The organism is Bradyrhizobium sp. LeoB3, assembly GCF_055456055.1.
The window spans coordinates 1-18559 of the sequence record NZ_JBVBEF010000020.1 but is presented as its reverse complement, the minus strand read 5'-3'; the positions used below and the strand labels follow the sequence as shown (position 1 = coordinate 18559).

Annotated in this window: 18 protein-coding genes; 15 read left to right on the top strand and 3 right to left on the bottom strand. The window is 63.7% G+C overall.

The window, feature by feature from the left end; all coding sequences use genetic code 11:
- The first annotated feature begins 21 nt into the window (after positions 1-21).
- Positions 22-870 carry a LysR substrate-binding domain-containing protein gene (locus ACZXDY_RS16160; RefSeq protein ID WP_028164598.1) on the top strand — a complete coding sequence of 283 codons (849 nt, stop codon included), beginning with the start codon at positions 22-24 and terminating at the stop codon, positions 868-870.
- Here ACZXDY_RS16160 and ACZXDY_RS16155 read toward each other — a convergent pair whose 3' ends face one another.
- From ACZXDY_RS16155 to ACZXDY_RS16145, 3 genes are all read right to left on the bottom strand, one after another.
- Positions 871-1617, bottom strand: a complete 747-nt coding sequence (locus tag ACZXDY_RS16155; protein ID WP_028164599.1) for an SDR family NAD(P)-dependent oxidoreductase — start codon at positions 1615-1617, stop codon at positions 871-873.
- Positions 1618-1634: 17 nt separating this feature from the next.
- Positions 1635-2369: an SDR family oxidoreductase gene (locus tag ACZXDY_RS16150; RefSeq protein ID WP_464346170.1), complete on the bottom strand. Its 735-nt coding sequence runs from the start codon at positions 2367-2369 to the stop codon at positions 1635-1637.
- Between the two features lie 131 nt (positions 2370-2500).
- A complete protein-coding gene (locus ACZXDY_RS16145; RefSeq protein WP_456641791.1) occupies positions 2501-4309 on the bottom strand; it encodes an IlvD/Edd family dehydratase in 1809 nt (602 codons plus the stop codon).
- Between the two features lie 221 nt (positions 4310-4530).
- Between ACZXDY_RS16145 and ACZXDY_RS16140 the strand changes: the two genes are divergently transcribed.
- The 14 genes from ACZXDY_RS16140 (at position 4531) to ACZXDY_RS16075 (ending at position 18334) form a co-directional block, all read left to right on the top strand.
- The gene (locus ACZXDY_RS16140) at positions 4531-5592 is read left to right on the top strand and encodes an ABC transporter ATP-binding protein (protein WP_028164602.1); all 1062 of its coding nucleotides are present in this window, start codon (positions 4531-4533) and stop codon (positions 5590-5592) included.
- Positions 5593-5749: 157 nt separating this feature from the next.
- Entirely contained in the window at positions 5750-7072 is a 1323-nt protein-coding gene (locus tag ACZXDY_RS16135) for an ABC transporter substrate-binding protein (protein ID WP_028164603.1), read from the top strand.
- Between the two features lie 114 nt (positions 7073-7186).
- The gene (locus tag ACZXDY_RS16130; protein ID WP_028164604.1) at positions 7187-8146 is read left to right on the top strand and encodes a carbohydrate ABC transporter permease; all 960 of its coding nucleotides are present in this window, start codon (positions 7187-7189) and stop codon (positions 8144-8146) included.
- Positions 8139-9047, top strand: coding sequence for a carbohydrate ABC transporter permease (locus ACZXDY_RS16125; RefSeq protein WP_464346169.1), 909 nt, complete (start codon positions 8139-8141; stop codon positions 9045-9047). Before ACZXDY_RS16130 ends, ACZXDY_RS16125 begins: the two co-directional genes overlap by 8 nt.
- Before the next feature lie 44 nt (positions 9048-9091).
- Positions 9092-10078 (top strand): D-erythronate dehydrogenase, encoded by a 987-nt coding sequence (gene denD / locus ACZXDY_RS16120; protein WP_028164606.1) that lies wholly within the window; start codon positions 9092-9094, stop codon positions 10076-10078.
- Between the two features lie 21 nt (positions 10079-10099).
- Positions 10100-11068, top strand: a complete 969-nt coding sequence (locus tag ACZXDY_RS16115) for a sugar kinase (protein ID WP_464346168.1) — start codon at positions 10100-10102, stop codon at positions 11066-11068.
- On the top strand, positions 11065-11712 hold the full coding sequence (eda, locus tag ACZXDY_RS16110; protein ID WP_464346167.1) for a bifunctional 4-hydroxy-2-oxoglutarate aldolase/2-dehydro-3-deoxy-phosphogluconate aldolase: 648 nt from the start codon (positions 11065-11067) through the stop codon (positions 11710-11712). The genes ACZXDY_RS16115 and eda overlap by 4 nt, the downstream gene beginning before the upstream one ends.
- A 54-nt stretch (positions 11713-11766) precedes the next feature.
- Complete coding sequence (locus ACZXDY_RS16105) at positions 11767-12933, top strand: acetyl-CoA acetyltransferase (protein ID WP_456641787.1); 1167 nt, start codon at positions 11767-11769, stop codon at positions 12931-12933.
- A 157-nt stretch (positions 12934-13090) separates the two neighbouring features.
- Positions 13091-13291: a hypothetical protein gene (locus ACZXDY_RS16100; RefSeq protein WP_027579670.1), complete on the top strand. Its 201-nt coding sequence runs from the start codon at positions 13091-13093 to the stop codon at positions 13289-13291.
- A 130-nt stretch (positions 13292-13421) separates the two neighbouring features.
- Complete coding sequence (locus ACZXDY_RS16095; protein WP_464346166.1) at positions 13422-14621, top strand: CaiB/BaiF CoA transferase family protein; 1200 nt, start codon at positions 13422-13424, stop codon at positions 14619-14621.
- Between the two features lie 11 nt (positions 14622-14632).
- Positions 14633-15799, top strand: coding sequence for an acyl-CoA dehydrogenase family protein (locus ACZXDY_RS16090; protein WP_208826728.1), 1167 nt, complete (start codon positions 14633-14635; stop codon positions 15797-15799).
- A 139-nt stretch (positions 15800-15938) separates the two neighbouring features.
- Positions 15939-17075: a thiolase family protein gene (locus ACZXDY_RS16085; RefSeq protein WP_464346165.1), complete on the top strand. Its 1137-nt coding sequence runs from the start codon at positions 15939-15941 to the stop codon at positions 17073-17075.
- Complete coding sequence (locus ACZXDY_RS16080) at positions 17072-17431, top strand: Zn-ribbon domain-containing OB-fold protein (protein WP_464346164.1); 360 nt, start codon at positions 17072-17074, stop codon at positions 17429-17431. Before ACZXDY_RS16085 ends, ACZXDY_RS16080 begins: the two co-directional genes overlap by 4 nt.
- A 375-nt stretch (positions 17432-17806) precedes the next feature.
- Positions 17807-18334 (top strand): carboxymuconolactone decarboxylase family protein, encoded by a 528-nt coding sequence (locus ACZXDY_RS16075; RefSeq protein WP_464346163.1) that lies wholly within the window; start codon positions 17807-17809, stop codon positions 18332-18334.
- Positions 18335-18559: the final 225 nt, after the last annotated feature.

The following is an 18559-nucleotide window of genomic DNA, read 5'->3' as shown; positions in this document are numbered from 1 at the left end:
TAGATAAAATCACGGTTCGTGATGAGCCTGGATCCTGATCTCCTGAAGGCATTCGTTGCGGTGGCGGACCATCGTTCCTTCACCCGTGCGGCCGTGGCGCTGAACCGGACGCAATCGGCGGTCAGCATGCAGGTGAAGCGGCTGGAAGAGCGGCTGCAGGCGGAGCTGTTTCATCGCACCAAAGCCAACGTCGATCTGAGCGCAGCCGGCGAGGGCCTGCTCGGCTATGCGCGCCGCATCCTCAGCCTGAACGAGGAGGCGATGGGCCGCGTCCGGGAGCACAAGGTAGAGGGGCGCGTCCGCCTCGGCGTGATGGACGACTACGGCACGCTACTGGTCCCGCCGCTGCTCGCCAGCTTCGTCGCCAATTATCCGCTGATCCATATCGAGATGGAGACGGGGCTGACCTCGTCCATGACCGACCGGCTCGGAGAGGCCTACGACCTCGTCATCGCCATGCACCCGGAAGGATGCGGCGAAGGCGAACTACTGCGGTGCGAGCAGGCGGTGTGGGCGGCGAGCCCGGAGCATCGCGTCGAGGAGCTTGATCCGCTTCCGGTGGCGCTTTACCCGCAGGGCTGCCTGTTCCGGAGTTGGGCGATGCAGGCGCTCGACGCTGCGAAACGGCCGTGGCGGCTCGCCTTCGTCAGCCACAGCCTCGCGGCGGTCGAGGCGATCGCGGTGCAGGGATTGGCCGTCACCGTGGTCAAGGCCGGCACCTTTCCGCCGCGGCTCCGGCGCCTGTCGGATCGCGACGGCATGCCGCCGCTGCCGCGCGCCGAGATCAGGCTGCATCGCGCCGCGAACCTGTCGCGCGCGGCGTTACTGTTGGCCGACCATCTGGTCGCGGAGCTCCGCCAACCGATTTAATTAGTAGGTCGCGCGGCCGCCTGAGATGTCGAACACGGCGCCGGTGGAGAAGGCGCAATCCTCCGACGCCAGCCAGGCGACAAGCGCGGCGAGTTCTTCCACCAGCACGAAGCGGCCTTTCGGGATCTTCGACAGCATGAAGTCGATATGCTGCTGCGTCATCTGGTCGAAGATCGCGGTACGCGCCGCCGCCGGCGTTACCGCGTTGACGAGGATATCGTGTTGCGCGAGTTCCTTGCCGAGCGATTTCGTCAGCGCGATCAGGCCGGCCTTCGACGACGAATAATGCGCCGCGTTCGGATTGCCTTCCTTGCCGGCAATGGAGGCGATGTTGACGATACGGCCGTAGCCCTGCTTGAGCATCGCCGGCACGATCGCCTTGCAGCAGATGAAGGGGCCATCGAGGTTGATGCGCAATACCTTGCGCCATTCCTCGAGGTCAGTCTCCCACACGGTCTTGTTGATGCCGGCGATACCGGCATTATTGACGAGGATGTCGATCTTGCCGAACGCCTTGAGCACTTCGTCGCGCACTTTCTCGACGCCGGCGGGATCGGTAACGTCGACCTTGAAAGCGGCCACCTCCGGGCCGATCTCCTTCGCGGTCTTCTCCGCCAGCGTGATGTCATGATCCCAGATCGCGACTTTGGCGCCGGAGGCGACAAAGCGATCGGTGATCGCGCGCCCAAATCCCTGCGCGCCGCCGGTGACAACCGCAACCCGGCCGGTGAGATCGTATTCGTTCATGGTGTGCTTCCTTGAAATTAGAGTGTCCAGCCGCCGTCGATGGCATGCGCGACGCCGGTGGTGAACGCGCTCTCGTCGCTGGCGAGATAGACGGCGAGTGCGGCGATCTCCTCGGCGGTGCCGAGCCGGCCCATCGGCTGGCGGGCGATGAACATGTCGCGCCCTTGCGGGCCTGCGGCGGCGGCGCGCTGCAGCATCGAGGGCGTCTCGACCGTGCCGGGGCAGATGCAGTTGCAGCGGATGCCTTTGGAGATGAAGTCGGCCGCGACCGAGCGGGTGAGGGCGGCCACCGCCGCTTTGGTCGCTCCGTAGACGTAACGGTTCGGCGCGGCCTTGAACACGCCGGCGGCGGAGGCGATGTTCACGATCGCGCCACCGCCCGCGTCCAGCATGCCCGGCAGGAAGGCACGGATCGTGCGGTGCATCGACTTCACATTGAGGTCGAAGGAGAAATCCCAGTCCTCATCGGAGCAATCGAGCACCGTGCCGTGATGGACGAAGCCGGCGGCATTGAGCAGGATGTCAGTCTTGCCGACGCGCTTGGCCATCGCCGCGACCGCAGCGGTGTCGCGCACGTCCAGCCGCGCCACCTCGGCGATGCCCTCCTGCTTGAGCAGCGCGAGCTTCTCCTCGTCGATATCGGTGGCGAACACGCTGGCGCCCTCGCGCGCAAAGGCCACCGCGCAAGCGCGGCCGATGCCCACGGCCGCCGCAGTGACGAATGCGCGCTTGCCCTTCAGGCGGTCTGACATGTTGTCTCCCTTCATTCTGCGCGTCATTCCGGGCACGCGAAGCGTGAGCCCGGAATCCATTTGTCTGCTTGCGTATGTGGCGCAATGGATTCCGGGTTCGTCGCTTCGCGACGCCCCGGAATGACGCCAACCTAGTGATTATCCCTGGCCACGCCGACCTTGCCGGCGATGTCGTGATAGCGGGTGGCGAGTTCGAGGCAGGCGCCGGTGGCCTGCTGGCCGACGGTGGCGCGATAGAGTTCCTGCCACGGCGTCTGGTTCGCCGGATAGCGGAAGCCGCCATTTGCCTTCAATTCGGCATGCCGCTTCTTCACCTCGTCATCCGAGATCAGGATGTTGGCGGTGCCTTTGTTCAGGTCGATGCGCACCCGGTCGCCGGTCTTCAGGATCGCCAGCCCGCCATCGGCGGCCGCTTCCGGCGAGGCGTTGAGGATCGACGGCGAGCCCGAGGTGCCGGACTGGCGTCCGTCGCCGATGCACGGCAGGGACAGGATGCCGCGTTTGATCAGCGCCGCCGGCGGCTGCATGTTCACGACTTCGGCACCGCCGGGATAGCCGATCGGACCGGCGCCGCGGATGAACAGCATGCAGTGCTCGTCGATCTCGAGCGAGGGATCCTCGATCCGCTTGTGGTAATCCTCCGGCCCCTCGAACACGATGGCGCGACCCTCGAAGGCGTTCGGGTCCTTCGGGTTGACCAGATAGCGGTCGCGGAACTCCTTGGAGATCACGCTGGTCTTCATGATCGCGGAATCGAAGAGATTGCCGCGCAGTACCAGGAAGCCTGCGTCCTTCACCAGCGGCTTGTCGTAGGTCCAGATCACGTCGGCATCGGGCCGGGCTGCATCCTTGCAGTTCTCGCCCATGGTGCGGCCGTTGACCGTCACCGCATCTTCATGGATGCGCTTGTGCGTCATCAATTCGCGCACCACCGAAGGCACGCCGCCTGCGCGGTGATATTCCTCGCCGAGATAGAAGCCGGCCGGCTGCATGTTCACCAGCAGCGGCACGTCGTGGCCATATTTCTGCCAGTCGTCGATCGACAATTCGACGCCGACATGGCGGGCGAGTGCGTTGATGTGGATCGGCGCGTTGGTCGAGCCGCCGATCGCCGAATTCACCACGATGCAGTTCTCGAACGCCTTGCGGGTGAGGATGTCGGAAGGCTTCAGGTCCTCCCAGACCATCTCGACGATGCGCTTGCCGGTCTCATAGGCGATCTGGCCGCGCTCGCGATAGGGCGCGGGGATCGCCGCGCATCCTGGCAGCGACATGCCGAGCGCTTCGGCCAGCGAGTTCATGGTCGAGGCGGTGCCCATCGTGTTGCAATGGCCGACCGACGGCGCCGAGGAGGCGACGACGTTCATGAACTCCTCATAATCGATCTCGCCGGCGGCGAGTTGCTCGCGCGCCTTCCAGACCACGGTGCCGGAACCTGAGCGCACGCCATTGTGCCAGCCATTCAACATCGGCCCGCCCGACAGCACGATCGCGGGCAGGTTCACGGTCGCCGCCGCCATCAGGCAGGCGGGCGTGGTCTTGTCGCAGCCGGTGGTCAGCACCACGCCATCGAGCGGATAGCCGAAGAGAACTTCGACGAGGCCGAGATAGGCGAGATTGCGATCGAGCGCGGCGGTGGGCCGCTTCCCCGTCTCCTGAATTGGATGGGTCGGAAACTCCATCGCGATACCGCCGGCTTCGCGGATGCCTTCGCGCACCCGATGCGCCAATTCAAGATGATGGCGATTGCAGGGCGAGAGATCGTTGCCGGTCTGCGCAATGCCGATGATCGGTTTGCCGGACTGCAGTTCCTGCCGCGTCAGTCCATAATTAAGGTAGCGCTCGAGATAGAGCGCGGTCATGCCGGGATTGTGCGGGTTGTTGAACCATTCACTGGAGCGGAGCTTGCGTTTGGTGACTGGCGTAACGGGCTTGTTCATTGTTTCTCCCCGAGCGCAAAAGGCATGCTGCACTGCACTCAGCCTTGTTTCATTGACGCGACTTTATGCACGTCGACCGACTGTTCGCAATTGATTGAGCGCCGCGATATTCAACTTTGATCCAACGACATGGCGAAAAAATTCTGCTAAGAGGCAACTCAACTTGAAGAGTGGGCAGGGCCTTTATGGTCCTAACCGCCGCTAGAATCGGAGGGAAATGAATGGCGTCGGTGCAGATTAGCGACGTGCGCAAGTCGTTCGGTGGGTTTGAAGTCCTGCACGGCGTGACTGTTCCGATCGAGGACGGTGCGTTCGTGGTGTTGGTCGGCCCCTCCGGCTGCGGCAAGTCGACATTGCTGCGCATGCTGGCGGGACTGGAGAACATCACCTCCGGGACGATCTCGATCGGCAATCGCGTCGTAAACAACGTGCAGCCGAAAGAGCGCGACATCGCGATGGTGTTCCAGAACTACGCGCTGTACCCGCATATGACCGTTGCCCAAAATATGGGCTTCTCGTTGAAATTGCGGAACGCGAACCAGCAGGACATCACCTCCCGGGTCAAGAAGGCCGCCGAAATCCTCGCATTGACGCCGCTCCTTGAGCGCTTTCCCCGTCAATTGTCGGGTGGTCAGCGCCAGCGCGTCGCAATGGGGCGCGCGATCGTCCGCGATCCCCAAGTGTTCCTGTTCGACGAGCCGCTGTCCAATCTCGACGCCAAGCTGCGCGTCGCCATGCGCACCGAGATCAAGGAACTGCACCAGCGGCTGAAGACCACGACGGTCTATGTCACCCACGACCAGATCGAGGCGATGACGATGGCCGACAAGATCGTCGTCATGCATGACGGCATCGTCGAGCAGATGGGATCGCCGCTCGAGCTCTATGACAAGCCCGACAACCAGTTCGTCGCCGGCTTCATTGGCTCGCCCGCAATGAACTTCCTCAACGGGCATCTGAAAGCCAACGGTCAGGTTTATGTCGAGACCGAGGAGGGCGCCCGGTTGCCGCTGGCGACCGCGCCGACCGCTTCCGACGGCAAGCCGGTGGTTTATGGCATCAGGCCCGAGCATCTCGACCTCGCCAGTGACGGCATCGAGGCCGAAGTCATCGTCGTCGAGCCCACCGGTTCGGAAACCCAGATCGTGGCGCGCATCGGCAAGCAGGACATCATTGCGGTGTTCCGCGAGCGACACGACGTCAAGCCCGGCGAAAGGATTCATTTGCGGCCGCGCGCGTCGTCCGCTCACCTGTTCGACAAGGACACCGGCCACCGTCTTTAGAGCATAATCCGCAAAAGTGGAGACCGGTTTTCCGAAGAAGATCATGCTCGAACAAAGAGCTAGAGCGGGATGACAATTCGAAGAAAAGTCATCACGCTCTAGGCGGCCGGATTAACTAGCCCAAGCAAGACCATAAAATTAAGGGAGAAGACTTGAAATGAATAAGTTTACGACCGATCGCCGCTCGCTGCTCAAGGGCGGTGCAGGCCTTCTGGCAGCCGCCGCGACGATGTCGGGCGACGAACTGCTGGGCTATGCGAAGGCCTGGGCGCAGACTTCGCCGTGGAAGCCGGAGCCGGGGGCCAAGATCAACCTGTTGCGCTGGAAGCGTTTCGTCGAAGCCGAAGACGTTGCCTTCATGAAGATCGTCGACGCCTTCCAGAAGGCCAACAACGTCACCATCAACGTCTCCAACGAATCCTACGACGACATCCAGCCCAAGGCGTCGGTTGCCGCCAACACCGGGCAGGGCCTCGACATGGTCTGGGGTCTGTATTCGCTGCCGTTCCTGTTCCCGAGCAAATGCGTCGATGTTACCGACGTCGCCGACTATCTCGGCCAGAAATGCGGCGGCTGGACTGACTCCGGCAAGGCCTACGGCATGCTCAACGGCAAATGGATCGGCATTCCCGTTGCCGCCACCGGCGGCCTCGTCAACTATCGCGTCGCCGCGGCCGAGAAGGCCGGCCACAAGGAGTTCCCGAAGGATCTCGCCGGCTTTGCCGACCTCGTGAAGGGCATGAACAAGAACGGCACGCCGGCCGGCATGGCGCTGGGCCATGCCTCGGGTGACGCCAACGGCTGGCTGCACTGGGCGCTGTGGGCCCATGGCGGCAAGATGATCGACAAGAACAACAAGGTCGTCATCAACTCGCCGGAGACCGCCAAGTCGCTCGAGTACGTCAAGGGCCTCTATGAGAACTTCGTGCCGGGCACGGCGTCGTGGAACGACAGCTCCAACAACAAGGCGTTCCTCGCCGGCCAGCTTCACCTCACCACGAACGGCATCTCGATCTATGTGACGGCGAAGAAGGAGAATCCGCAGATCGCGGAGGACATGAACCATGCGCATCTGCCGCCCGGCATCGACGGCAAGACGCGCGAGCTTCATCTCGGGTTCCCGATCCTGATCTTCACCTTCTCGAAGTATCCGCAGACCTGCAAGGCGTTCACCGCCTTCATGCTGGAGCCGGACCAGTTCAACCCCTGGATCGAAGCGGCGCAGGGTTATCTGTCCCACTTCCTCCTCGGCTACGACAAGAACCCGGTCTGGACCGCAGATCCGAAGACGACGCCTTACCGCAGCGTGGCGCAGAGCGCGTCGACGCCAGCCGGCGAGGCGCAGATGAGCGAGAACGCGGCGGCTGCGATCGCCGACTTCGTGCTCGTCGACATGTACGCGAACTACTGCACCGGACGCGAGGATACGAAAACCGCGATGGCTTCGGCCGAACGCGCGGCCAAGCGCATCTTCCGCTAAGCGAGCGGGCGGCGCGGAGGGCCGCGCCGGCCTTGGATGTGAAGGTGATCGGGGCGACGCTCGGCCGTGGGGGGCACGGGCCGGCGTTGCCTTCGATTTAGAGTTGGAGACGGAATGAGCACTGTCCAGACATCGATGCCGGCGCAGACTGCCGCTGCCGGCGAGCAGTCACTTTGGTCAAGACTGCGCGCCAGCCGTAACTGGGCGGCGCTGTGGTTCATGCTGCCGGCCGCGGCCTTCCTGATCCTGTTCCTGGCCTATCCGCTGGGACTCGGCATCTGGATGAGCTTCACGGACGAACGCATCGGCCGTGCCGGCGTCTTCATCGGCCTGGAGAACTATCTATGGCTGTGGGACGACGCGATCTTCTGGCTGTCGGTCTTCAACACGATCCTCTACACGCTGATCGCCAGCGTCATCAAATTCGCGATCGGCCTCTATCTCGCGCTGCTCTTGAACCGGCACATGCCGTTCAAGGCCATGATCCGCTCGATCGTGCTGATTCCCTTCATCGTGCCGACGGTGCTGTCCGCGATCGCATTCTGGTGGATCTATGACGCCCAGTTCTCGATCATCTCCTGGTCGCTGATCAAGCTCGGCCTGATTGAACACAACATCAATTTTCTCGGCGACAGCACCTGGGCTCGCGCCAGCGTCATCTTCGCCAATGTCTGGCGCGGCGTTCCGTTCGTGGCGATCACGCTATTGGCCGGCCTGCAGACGGTGTCGCCCTCGCTCTATGAGGCCGCGACGCTCGATGGCGCCACCAACTGGCAGCGCTTCCGCTACATCACCTATCCGCTGCTGACGCCGATCATCGCCGTGGTGATGACGTTCTCGGTGCTGTTCACCTTCACCGACTTCCAGCTCATCTGGGCTCTGACCCGCGGTGGGCCGGTCAATGCGACGCATCTGATGGCGACGCTGAGCTATCAGCGCGGCATCATCTCCGGACGGCTGGGCGAGGGCGCGGCGATTGCGACCGCGATGATCCCGTTCCTGCTCGCCGCGATCGCGATCTCCTGGTTCGGCATGCAGCGCCGCAAGTGGCAGCAAGGATCGAACAATGACTGATTCAGCCCTGCAAACCAAAGCGCCGGCGTCGGCCGCGAGCGACGACTCCGAGGGCATGAGCTATCTGGAGTCGCTGCCGCGGCGCCTGATCACGCTCTATCTGCCGCTGTTCATCATCCTCGTGGTGCTGCTGTTCCCGTTCTACTGGATGGTGCTGACGTCGATCAAACCGGACGAGCAGCTGATCGACATGGAGAAGTTCAACCCGTTCTGGGTTGTCCATCCGACCTTCAAGCACATCAGCAAGCTGCTGTTCGAAACGCAGTATCCGAGGTGGCTCTGGAACACGATGTATGTGGCCGTCGGCGCCACATTCCTGTCGATCGCGGCCAGCGTGCTCGCGGCCTATGCGATCACGCGGCTGCGGTTCAAGGGGGCCGACACCGTCGGCATCCTGATCTTCTTCGCCTATCTGGTGCCGCCGTCGATCCTGTTCATCCCGCTGGCCTCGGTGATCCAGGCCTATGGCCTGTTCGACTCGCCGCTGTCATTGATCCTGGTTTATCCGACCTTGCTCATTCCGTTCTCGACCTGGCTGTTGATGGGATACTTCAAGACCATCCCCTATGAGCTCGAGGAATGCGCGCTGATCGACGGCGCCTCGCGCTGGCAGATCCTGGCCAAGATCATCGTGCCCCTGGCGATCCCCGGCCTGATCTCGGCCTTCATCTTCTCGTTCACGCTGTGCTGGAACGAGTTCATCTATGCGCTGACCTTCCTGCAATCGACGCCGAACAAGACGGTGCCGGTCGCGATCGTCAACGAGTTCGTCGACGGCGACATCTACAAATGGGGATCGCTGATGGCGGGTGCTTTGGTCGGCTCGCTGCCGCTCGTGATCCTTTACGCCTTCTTCGTCGAGCATTATGTGTCGGCCATGACGGGAGCCGTGAAGGAATAGCGCAGGCGCCCATCTAGCCCTGAAGAACACGAAGGAGTTGGGTCTTGCACGTTCTGATTCTCGGCGCCGCCGGCATGGTGGGCCGCAAATTGACCGACCGTCTGCTGCGCGACGGCCGCCTCGGCAAGCAGGACATCACCAGGATGACCCTGCAGGACGTGGTCGAGCCTGCAAAGCCGGCCAACGCCTCGATCCCGGTGACGGTTGTGGCGTCCGACTTCGCCGATGCCGGCGCCGCGGCGCCATTGATCGCCGAGCGGCCCGACGTGATCTTCCATCTCGCCGCGATCGTGTCCGGCGAGGCGGAGGCCGACTTCGACAAGGGCTATCGCATCAATCTCGACGGCACGCGCTACCTGATCGACGCCATCCGCGCGGTCGGCGGCGGCTACAAGCCGCGGCTGGTGTTCACGTCGTCGATCGCCGTGTTCGGCGCCCCGTTCCCGGAGAAGATCGGCGACGAGTTCTTCCACACGCCGCTGACGAGCTACGGCACGCAAAAGTCGATCTGCGAGCTTCTGATCAACGACTATACCCGCAAGGGCCTCTTCGACGGCATCAGCATCCGCCTGCCGACGATCTGCGTCCGGCCGGGCCGGCCGAACAAGGCGGCGTCTGGCTTCTTCTCCAACATCATGCGCGAGCCGCTCGCCGGCGAGGAGGCGATCCTGCCGGTGTCCGAGGACGTGCGCCATTGGCATGCCTCGCCGCGCTCGGCGGTAGGCTTCCTCGTGCATGCCGGGACCATGGACCTCAATGCCATCGGCCCGCGCCGCAACCTCAGCATGCCCGGGCTCTCCGCCACTGTCGGCGAGCAGATCGCAGCACTCGAGCGCGTCGCCGGCAAGAACGTCACGGCGCGGATCAAGCGGGTGCCGGATCCGACCATCATCGGCATCGTCTCCGGCTGGCCACGCGACTTCGTCACCGACCGCGCGCTGAAGCTCGGCTTCACCACGGCCGAGAAGACCTTCGACGACATCATCCGGATTCACATCGAGGACGAGCTGGGCGGCAAGTTTGCAGCCTAGCTTTCCCTTCGGAGTGCGGTCATGACGCGGGTAGCCTCTATCGGCGAATGCATGATCGAGTTGAGGCAGGCGCAAGGCGGACCCCAAAGCGGGACGACAGGCGGCCTCTACTCCCGGGGTTACGGCGGTGACACCCTCAACACCGCCGTCTATCTCGCGCGCCTCGGCGTCGACGTAGACTACGTCACCGCGCTTGGCGACGATGCGTTGAGCGAGGAGATGATCGCTGCCTGGAAGGCCGAGGGCGTCGGCACCAAGCGCGTCGCCCGGCTCGCTGGTAAATTGCCCGGCCTCTATCTGATCCAGACGGATGAGAAGGGCGAACGGAAATTCTTCCATTGGCGCGAGAACTCGGCCGCCCGCAAGCTGATGCACCTGCCGGAGACCGAGGATCTCCTCAATTCACTTGCGACCTACGATCTTGTCTATCTCTCCGCCATCACGCTCTCCATCTACGACGATTACGGGCGAGGGCGCCTGATGACGGCCCTGAAGCGCGCGCGCCTGCTCGGCACGCGCTTCGTCTTCGATACCAATTTCCGTGCCCGCGGCTGGCCCGATCTGGCCGAGGCGCGCAGCGCCTATAGCGCGGCGTTCGAGGCGGCCGACATCGTGCTCGCCTCGACCGAGGATTTGTTGCCGCTCTATCCGGGCGAGGGCTCCGAGGCGCTGCTCGCGGGCATTCCGAGCCCGGAAGTGGTGCTGAAGTTGTCGGAGCCGGCCTGCGTGCTGCGCTTTGCCGGTGGATCGCGGGAAGTGAGGGCCGAGCCGGTGACCCAGCCGGTTATCGACACCACCGCCGCGGGCGATAGTTTCGCGGCCGCCTACCTTGCGGCCCGGCTTTCCGGCGCCGAGCCGCCGGAGGCCGCGCGGGCGGGCCACCGGCTGGCCGGCGTCGTGGTGTGCTATCCCGGCGCGATCATTCCGCGCTATGCCATGCCGCCGAAGAAAGTGCCGCGGCCGCCGAGTTCGCGCAGGGTTTCGCAATGACATCAGCCAAACAGGAAACGCTGGTCACGCTGTTCAGCCAGGCCAAGGTCATCCCCGTCCTCACGATCGAGCGGCGCGAGGATGCGGTGCCGCTGGCGCGCGCCCTGGTCGCCGGCGGGGTGGTCACTCTTGAGGTCACTTTGCGGACACCGGTCGCGATCGAGGCGGCAACGGCGATCATGGCCGAGGTGCCGGACGCGATCGTCGGCATCGGCACGATCCTGAGCCCTGATGATCTGGCCCGAGCCGAGTCGCTCGGCGCCAAATTTGGGATCAGCCCAGGCGCGACGCCTGAGCTTCTGAAGGCGGCGGCGGCAAGCAGCCTGCCATTCGCGCCGGGGATCGCGACCGCATCCGAATTGATGCAGGCGCTGGCACACGGCTTCGATCTCGCAAAATTCTTCCCTGCGGAATCGTCAGGCGGTATCAAGGCACTTCGGGGGCTGGCCGGGCCGTTCCGGAATGCGCGGTTCTGCCCGACCGGCGGCGTCGGGGAGGCCAATGCCGCCACCTGGCTGGCGGAGCCCAATGTGGTCGCGGTCGGTGGGTCCTGGCTCTGCCCGCCCGCGGAGGTCAGGTCCAACAATTGGGCCGGCATAACCGCCATGTGCGACCGCACCATGAAATCGCTGAAAGCCGGGTGAAGTCCGGTTACGGATCAGCTACAAGCGATCAGGAACATTTTCGGGAGAACGGCCATGACAGCCAGCATCGTGGGGTGGGCGCATACGCCCTTCGGCAAATTCGACGCGGAGACCGTTGAAAGCCTGGTAACACGCGTCGCCAACGAGGCGCTGACTGATGCCGGCATTTCGGCCGGCGACGTCGACGAGATCGTGCTGGGACATTTCAACGCAGGCTTCTCGCCGCAGGATTTCACGGCCTCGCTGGTGCTGCAAGCCGATCCGCAGTTCCGTTTCAAGCCGGCCACGCGCGTCGAGAACGCCTGCGCGACCGGTTCTGCCGCTGTGCACCAGGGAATCCGCGCCATCCAGACCGGCGCTAAATTCGTGCTGGTGGTCGGCGTCGAGCAGATGACGCGGACGCCGGGGCCGGAGATCGGCCGCAACCTGTTGAAGGCGTCCTATTTGCCGGAAGATGGCGACACCGTTGGCGGTTTTGCCGGCGTGTTCGGCAAGATCGCGCAGGCCTATTTCCAGAAATATGGCGACCAGTCCGATGCGCTGGCGCTGATCGCCGCCAAGAACCACAAGAACGGCGTCGCCAACCCTTACGCGCAGATGCGCAAGGATTTCGGCTTCGAGTTCTGCCGCGCCGAGAGCGACAAGAACCCGTTCGTCGCCGGCCCCTTGAAGCGCACCGACTGCTCGCTGGTGTCGGATGGCGCCGCCGCGCTGGTGCTGACGGATGCGGAGACCGCCAAGACCATGGGCAAGGCGGTGAACTTCCGCGCCACCGCCCATGCGCAGGACTTCCTGCCGATGTCCAAGCGCGACATCCTGCAGTTCGAGGGCTGCACGGTGGCCTGGCAGCGCGCGCTGGAGCAGGCCGGCGCCAAGCTGTCCGATCTCTCCTTTGTCGAGACCCATGACTGCTTCACCGTCGCCGAGTTGATCGAGTATGAAGCGATGGGCCTGACGCCGCGCGGGCAGGGCGCCCGTGCGATCAAGGAGGGCTGGACGCTGAAGGACGGCAAGCTGCCGATCAATCCGTCCGGCGGGCTCAAGGCCAAGGGCCATCCGATCGGCGCCACCGGCGTCTCCATGCATGTGATGAGCGCGATGCAGCTCACGGGACAGGCGCCCGAGGGCATGCAGTTGAAGAACCCGGAGCTTGCCGGCATCTTCAACATGGGCGGTGCCGCGGTTGCGAATTACGTTTCGCTGCTGGAGCCGGCGAAGTAGGCTGCGGACTGCCGTAGGGTGGGCAAAGCGAAGCGTGCCCACCATCAAGCATTCCGCTCGTGACGGTGGGCACGCTTCGCTTTGCCCACCCTACAATGCTACCCATCCTACGGGATCACCGCGGTATGCCGCGGCGCAGACTTTCGGAGCGTGTATCATGGGTAACGAAAGCTCGTTGTCGCTGGACGAACTCAACGATCGCATCGCGATTCTTGAAGACAATATCAGGCAGCTCATCGAACAGGCCGCCGCGGCATCCGGCGAGCAGAACGAGGCGCGCATTGCCGACCGCATCAGCCAGCAGAATGACGAGCTCGAGCGGCTGATGAAGGAGCGCGACGCGCGGTCGACAAGATAATCCGCTACCCGTCGCGCATACGGCCATACGCGCCGCGCGCCTTGATCTCGCGGACGCCCTGCCGTTACTAGGTCCCCGGAAGCGATAACGCGGCCGTGATTGGCTGCCTTTCTGAGAGGATGACGAGGCTATGGGACCGCTGGATGGCATCAAGGTCGTGGACATGACGACCGTGTTGATGGGGCCGTATGCGACCCAGACGCTCGGCGACTACGGTGCCGATGTCATCAAGGTGGAATCGCCCGACGGTGACGTTACGCGCCAGATCGGCCCGACCCGCCATGCCGGCATGGGCCCGGTGTACCTCAACACCAACCGCAGCAAACGCTCAATCTGCCTCGATCTGAAGAAGCCGGCCGGCCGCGAGGCCGTGCTGCGCCTGATCGCCAAGGCTGACGTGCTCGTCTACAACGTGCGCCCGCAGGCGATGGCGCGATTGCAACTCGGCTACGATGTCGTCTCCAGGATCAATCCGCGGCTGATCTATGCAGGCGTGTTCGGTTTCGGCCAGGACGGACCGTATGCCGCCAAGCCCGCCTATGACGACCTGATCCAGGGCGCGACGGCGCTGCCGGCGCTGATGGCGCAGACCTCGGACGGCGTGCCGCGCTACGTGCCAAACGCGCTGGTCGATCGCATCGTGGGATTGACCGCGGTCGGCGCGATCTGCGCAAGCCTCGTGCATCGCGACAAGACCGGGCAGGGACAGCGCGTCGACATCCCGATGTTCGAGACCATGGCCGGCTTCGTCATGGGCGACCATATGGGCGGCCTCACCTACGATCCGCCGCTCGACCGCGGGGGCTACAAGCGACACCTGTCGCCGGACCGGCGCCCCTACAAGACGAGCGACGGCTATATCTGTGTGATCGTCTACAACGACAAGCAGTGGGACAATTTCTTCACCGCGATCGGGCGCGACGATCTGCGCGGGGATTCGCGATTTGCGACCTTCGCCGGCCGCGCCGCCAATATCGATTGCGTCTACGCCGAGCTTGCGCGCATCCTCAAGACCAAGACCACCGCGGAGTGGAACGAGATTCTCGAGAAGGCCGACGTGCCGGTCATGCCGATGCACGATCTCGAGACCCTGTTGCAGGACCCGCACATCGTTGCAACCGATGTGTTTCCGGTCATCGAGCATCCGACCGAAGGTCGCATCCGCAGCATGAAGGTCTCGGCGCGCTGGTCGGAGACGACAGCCGAGCCGAAGCGGCTCGCGCCGCGGCTCGGCGAGCACAGTGTGGAGCTCCTGCAGGAGGCCGGTTTCTCCGCCGACGAGATCGCCGCCATGCTCCGCGACGGCGTCACCAAGACACCAGAGAACTAGGACAGACACTGATGGATTTTGCGCTCTCGGCCAACCAGGAATCCATCCGCGATGCTGTGGCAAAAATCTGTGCGCGCTTTGACGACGCCTATTGGCTGAAGAAGGACAAGGAGGGCGGCTACCCCGCCGACTTCCACCGTGCACTGGCGGAGGCGGGCTGGCTCGGCATCTGCATCCCCGAGGAATATGGCGGCTCCGGGCTCGGCATCACGGATGCTGCGATCATGATGCGCACGATCTCGGAGTCCGGCGCCGGCATGTCGGGCGCGTCAGCCGTGCACATGAACGTGTTCGGGCTCAATCCGGTGGTCGTGTTCGGCACCAAGGAGCAATGCCAGCGCATGCTGCCGCCGATCATCGATGGCCGCGACAAGTCCTGCTTTGCGGTGACCGAGCCGAACACCGGGCTCAATACTACCCAGCTCAAGACCCGCGCGGTACGCAAGGGCGACAAATACATCGTCAACGGCCAGAAGGTCTGGATCTCGACCGCGCAAGTCGCCAACAAGATCCTGCTGCTGGCGCGCACCACGCCGCTGGAGGAGGTGCGGACGCCGACGCAGGGCCTGAGCCTGTTCTATACAGATTTCGACAAGCAGCGCGTGACCGTGCACGAGATCGAGAAGATGGGCCGCAAGCCCGTCGACTCCAACGAATTGTTCTTCGAGAACTTTGAAATTCCGGTCGAGGATCGGCTCGGCGAGGAGGGCCGCGGCTTCGAATACATCCTGCACGGCATGAATCCGGAGCGCATCCTGATCGCGGCCGAAGCGGTCGGGCTCGGCAAGGTCGCGCTGTCGCGTGCGCAGGCCTATGCCAAGAGCCGCATCGTGTTCAACCGCCCGATCGGCATGAACCAGGCGATCCAGCATCCGCTCGCCAAATGCTGGATGGAGCTGGAGGCCGCGTGGCTGATGGTGCTGTCCGCTGGTTGGCACTACGACAATGGCCTGCCATGCGGGCCGGCCGCCAATTCGGCGAAGTTCCTCGCCGCCGAAGCCGGCTTCCGCGCTTGCGAGCAGGCGGTGATGACCCATGGCGGCTTTGGCTATGCCAAGGAGTATCATGTCGAGCGTTACCTGCGGGAGTCCCTGATCCCGCGCATCGCCCCGATCAGCCCGCAGCTCATTCTGAGTTTCATCGCCGAGAAGGTGCTCGGGCTGCCGAAGTCGTATTGAGGATGCCCGCGATGATTCACCCTGTCATTCCGGGGCGACGCGAAGCGGTGAGCCCGGAATCCATCGGGCCGCATGCGAGGAGGCGCAATGGATTCCGGGCTCGCGTCTTCGACGCGCCACGGAATGACGGAAAGCGACCATGAGCTTCATCACCGGCGTCGGGCTCACCTCGTTCGGCAAGCACGAAGGCTCATCCTCGCTCGATCTCATGAGCAAGGCGGCTGAGCTTGCAATTTCGGACGCCGGCGTGAGGCGATCGGAGATCGATGGCATCCTCTGCGGCTATTCCACAGTCTCGCCGCATATCATGCTTGCGACCGTGTTCGCCGAGCATTTCGGCATTCGCCCGTCCTATGCCCATGCCGTGCAGGTCGGCGGCGCCACCGGGCTCGCGATGACCATGCTGGCGCATCATCTCGTCGATGCCGGCGTGGCGAAGCATGTGCTTGTGGTCGGCGGCGAGAACAGGCTGACCGGCCAGAGCCGCGACGCTTCGATCCAGGCGCTCGCCCAAGTCGGTCATCCCGATTACGAAGTGCCGCTGGGGCCGACCATCCCCGCCTATTACGGCCTCGTTGCTTCGCGCTACATGCACGAATACGGCGTCACCGAGGAAGACCTTGCCGAATTCGCCGTGCTGATGCGCAAGCACGCGCTGACCCATCCTGGCGCGCAATTCCACGACCCGATCACGGTCGCCGACGTGATGGCGTCAAAGCCGGTGGCGAAGCCGCTGAAGCTGCTCGATTGCTGCCCGGTCTCCGACGGCGGCGCGGCTTTCGTGATCAGCCGCGAGCGGATCAGCGACATCGGCGTGCGCATCCGCGGCTGTGCGCAGGCGCATACGCATCAGCATGTCACCGCCGCGCCGGCTTTGAGTGAACTCGGCGCCGAGATCGCGATCGCCAAGGCCAAGGCGGTCTCCAGCGTTGCGATCTCCGATGTGCGCTATGCGGCGGTCTACGACAGCTTCACCATCACGCTGGCGATGCTGCTCGAAGATCTCGGTCTCGCCAAGCGCGGCGAGGCAGCCGCGCGCGTGCGTGCCGGCCACTTCAATCAGGACGGCGAGATGCCGCTCAATACCCATGGTGGCTTGTTGAGCTACGGCCATTGCGGTGTCGGCGGCGCGATGGCGCATCTGGTCGAGACGCATCTGCAGATGACCGGGCGAGCCGGCAACCGCCAGGTCCGCGACGGCTCGGTCGCGCTGTTGCATGGCGATGGCGGCGTGCTGTCCTCGCATGTCAGCATGTTCCTGGAGCGGGTGCGATGAGCGGCAAGCTTGCAGACTGGACCAGCGGCGCGGAAGCGATCGTCTACCAATCCTGCACCGCTTGCGGCGCTGTGCAATATTTCCGCCGCAGCTTTTGCGCCGCCTGCGGCGCGCCGGATCCGCAGGAAAAGCGCGCCAGCGGGATAGGGAGGGTCTACGCGACCTCGCTGGTCTGCCGCGCCGCGACGCCCGAGACGCGCGCGCATGTGCCCTACAACATGGTGCTGGTCGACACCGCCGAAGGTTTCCGCATGATGGCCCACGGCGAGAATGATCTTGCGATCGGCGACAAGGTGACCGCGCGGTTTGCGCAGTTCGCGGGCCGCGTGGTGCCGTATTTTGAAAAGGTTAGATGATCGCGGTCACCGCCAATAGAGCACAATACTGGCGATGACGACCATTGCCGTCACCGCCAGCATTTGCGCGAGCGCTTCCGAGGCCGCCCTCCTGGTGGCTTCCTTCATGCCTGTCTCCCTAGACTTGGGCGTGACTCATCGTGGCGCGGAAACCGCGCAAGCGACGGCCTTTTAGATTGGTACTCTCGGAACACCCCGCGTCGGACATTCGCTCTGATTGAGTCCCCACTCGGCGAATATCGACGGTAGCAGGGTCGGTCAGCATTGCGGCGGCATTTTGACTCGGCTGTGTTGCTCCTGCGTCAAGCGGCGGATAGTGTTTTGAAACTTAACGGAACCGAAGCAAATCGAGAAAAAAGAACGAGACGGAAAAGAATGGCCCGCATCGAATACAGCGATCCCGCCAAAGCCAGCGATCGCACCCGTGAAATCCTCGACAAGAATCGCAACGCCAACATCTTCCGCATGATGGCGCATTCGCCCAGTTATTTTGAGCAATATTGCCGGCTCGGTGGCGCGATCCGACACAGAGGCGAGCTTGATCCTGTTGTCCGCGAGCTTGCGATCACCCGCACCGGCATCCTGTGCGAAGCTCCTTACGAAATCGTCGCGCATAAACGGATCGGCAAGAATGTCGGCGTCACCGACGAACAGAACGAAGCGTTGGAGAATTGGCAGTCCGCCACCTGCTTCAACGACGTGCAGCGCGCCGCGCTCGCTTTCACCGATGAGATCGTCAAGCTCAACAAGCCGACGGATGCCACCTTCAACGCGATCGCCTCGAAACTGACGCCAGCCGCGCTCGTCGAATTGCAGCTCTCGGTCGGCTTCTACATCATGACCTCGAAATTCCTCGAAACGTTCGAGATCGACCTGCAGCCGGTCACGGAAGTGGTGGGGTGATCGATCTGGCGCCGCGCTCTTCCTCGCCTCGCCCCGCGCGCGGGGAGAGGCCGGATCGCATCGAAGATGCGATCCGGGTGAGGGGCTGCTTCCGCGAATACAGCTATTACCATCTTCGCGGAAGCAGCCCCTCACCCTAACCCTCTCCCAGTTCTGTGCGTCAAGTTCAGCAAAATTGATCATGGGGTCCGGCCAAGCCATCCCCTCGGAGCCGCCGTCGCTCGC

Coding starts and splice junctions, on each gene's coding strand:
- ACZXDY_RS16160 (WP_028164598.1), top strand. CDS start 22: ATGAGCCTGGATCCTGATCTCCTGAAGGCATTCGTTGCGGTGGCGGAC.
- ACZXDY_RS16155 (WP_028164599.1), bottom strand. CDS start 1,617: ATGAACGAATACGATCTCACCGGCCGGGTTGCGGTTGTCACCGGCGGC.
- ACZXDY_RS16150 (WP_464346170.1), bottom strand. CDS start 2,369: ATGTCAGACCGCCTGAAGGGCAAGCGCGCATTCGTCACTGCGGCGGCC.
- ACZXDY_RS16145 (WP_456641791.1), bottom strand. CDS start 4,309: ATGAACAAGCCCGTTACGCCAGTCACCAAACGCAAGCTCCGCTCCAGT.
- ACZXDY_RS16140 (WP_028164602.1), top strand. CDS start 4,531: ATGGCGTCGGTGCAGATTAGCGACGTGCGCAAGTCGTTCGGTGGGTTT.
- ACZXDY_RS16135 (WP_028164603.1), top strand. CDS start 5,750: ATGAATAAGTTTACGACCGATCGCCGCTCGCTGCTCAAGGGCGGTGCA.
- ACZXDY_RS16130 (WP_028164604.1), top strand. CDS start 7,187: ATGAGCACTGTCCAGACATCGATGCCGGCGCAGACTGCCGCTGCCGGC.
- ACZXDY_RS16125 (WP_464346169.1), top strand. CDS start 8,139: ATGACTGATTCAGCCCTGCAAACCAAAGCGCCGGCGTCGGCCGCGAGC.
- ACZXDY_RS16115 (WP_464346168.1), top strand. CDS start 10,100: ATGACGCGGGTAGCCTCTATCGGCGAATGCATGATCGAGTTGAGGCAG.
- eda (WP_464346167.1), top strand. CDS start 11,065: ATGACATCAGCCAAACAGGAAACGCTGGTCACGCTGTTCAGCCAGGCC.
- ACZXDY_RS16105 (WP_456641787.1), top strand. CDS start 11,767: ATGACAGCCAGCATCGTGGGGTGGGCGCATACGCCCTTCGGCAAATTC.
- ACZXDY_RS16100 (WP_027579670.1), top strand. CDS start 13,091: ATGGGTAACGAAAGCTCGTTGTCGCTGGACGAACTCAACGATCGCATC.
- ACZXDY_RS16095 (WP_464346166.1), top strand. CDS start 13,422: ATGGGACCGCTGGATGGCATCAAGGTCGTGGACATGACGACCGTGTTG.
- ACZXDY_RS16090 (WP_208826728.1), top strand. CDS start 14,633: ATGGATTTTGCGCTCTCGGCCAACCAGGAATCCATCCGCGATGCTGTG.
- ACZXDY_RS16085 (WP_464346165.1), top strand. CDS start 15,939: ATGAGCTTCATCACCGGCGTCGGGCTCACCTCGTTCGGCAAGCACGAA.
- ACZXDY_RS16080 (WP_464346164.1), top strand. CDS start 17,072: ATGAGCGGCAAGCTTGCAGACTGGACCAGCGGCGCGGAAGCGATCGTC.
- ACZXDY_RS16075 (WP_464346163.1), top strand. CDS start 17,807: ATGGCCCGCATCGAATACAGCGATCCCGCCAAAGCCAGCGATCGCACC.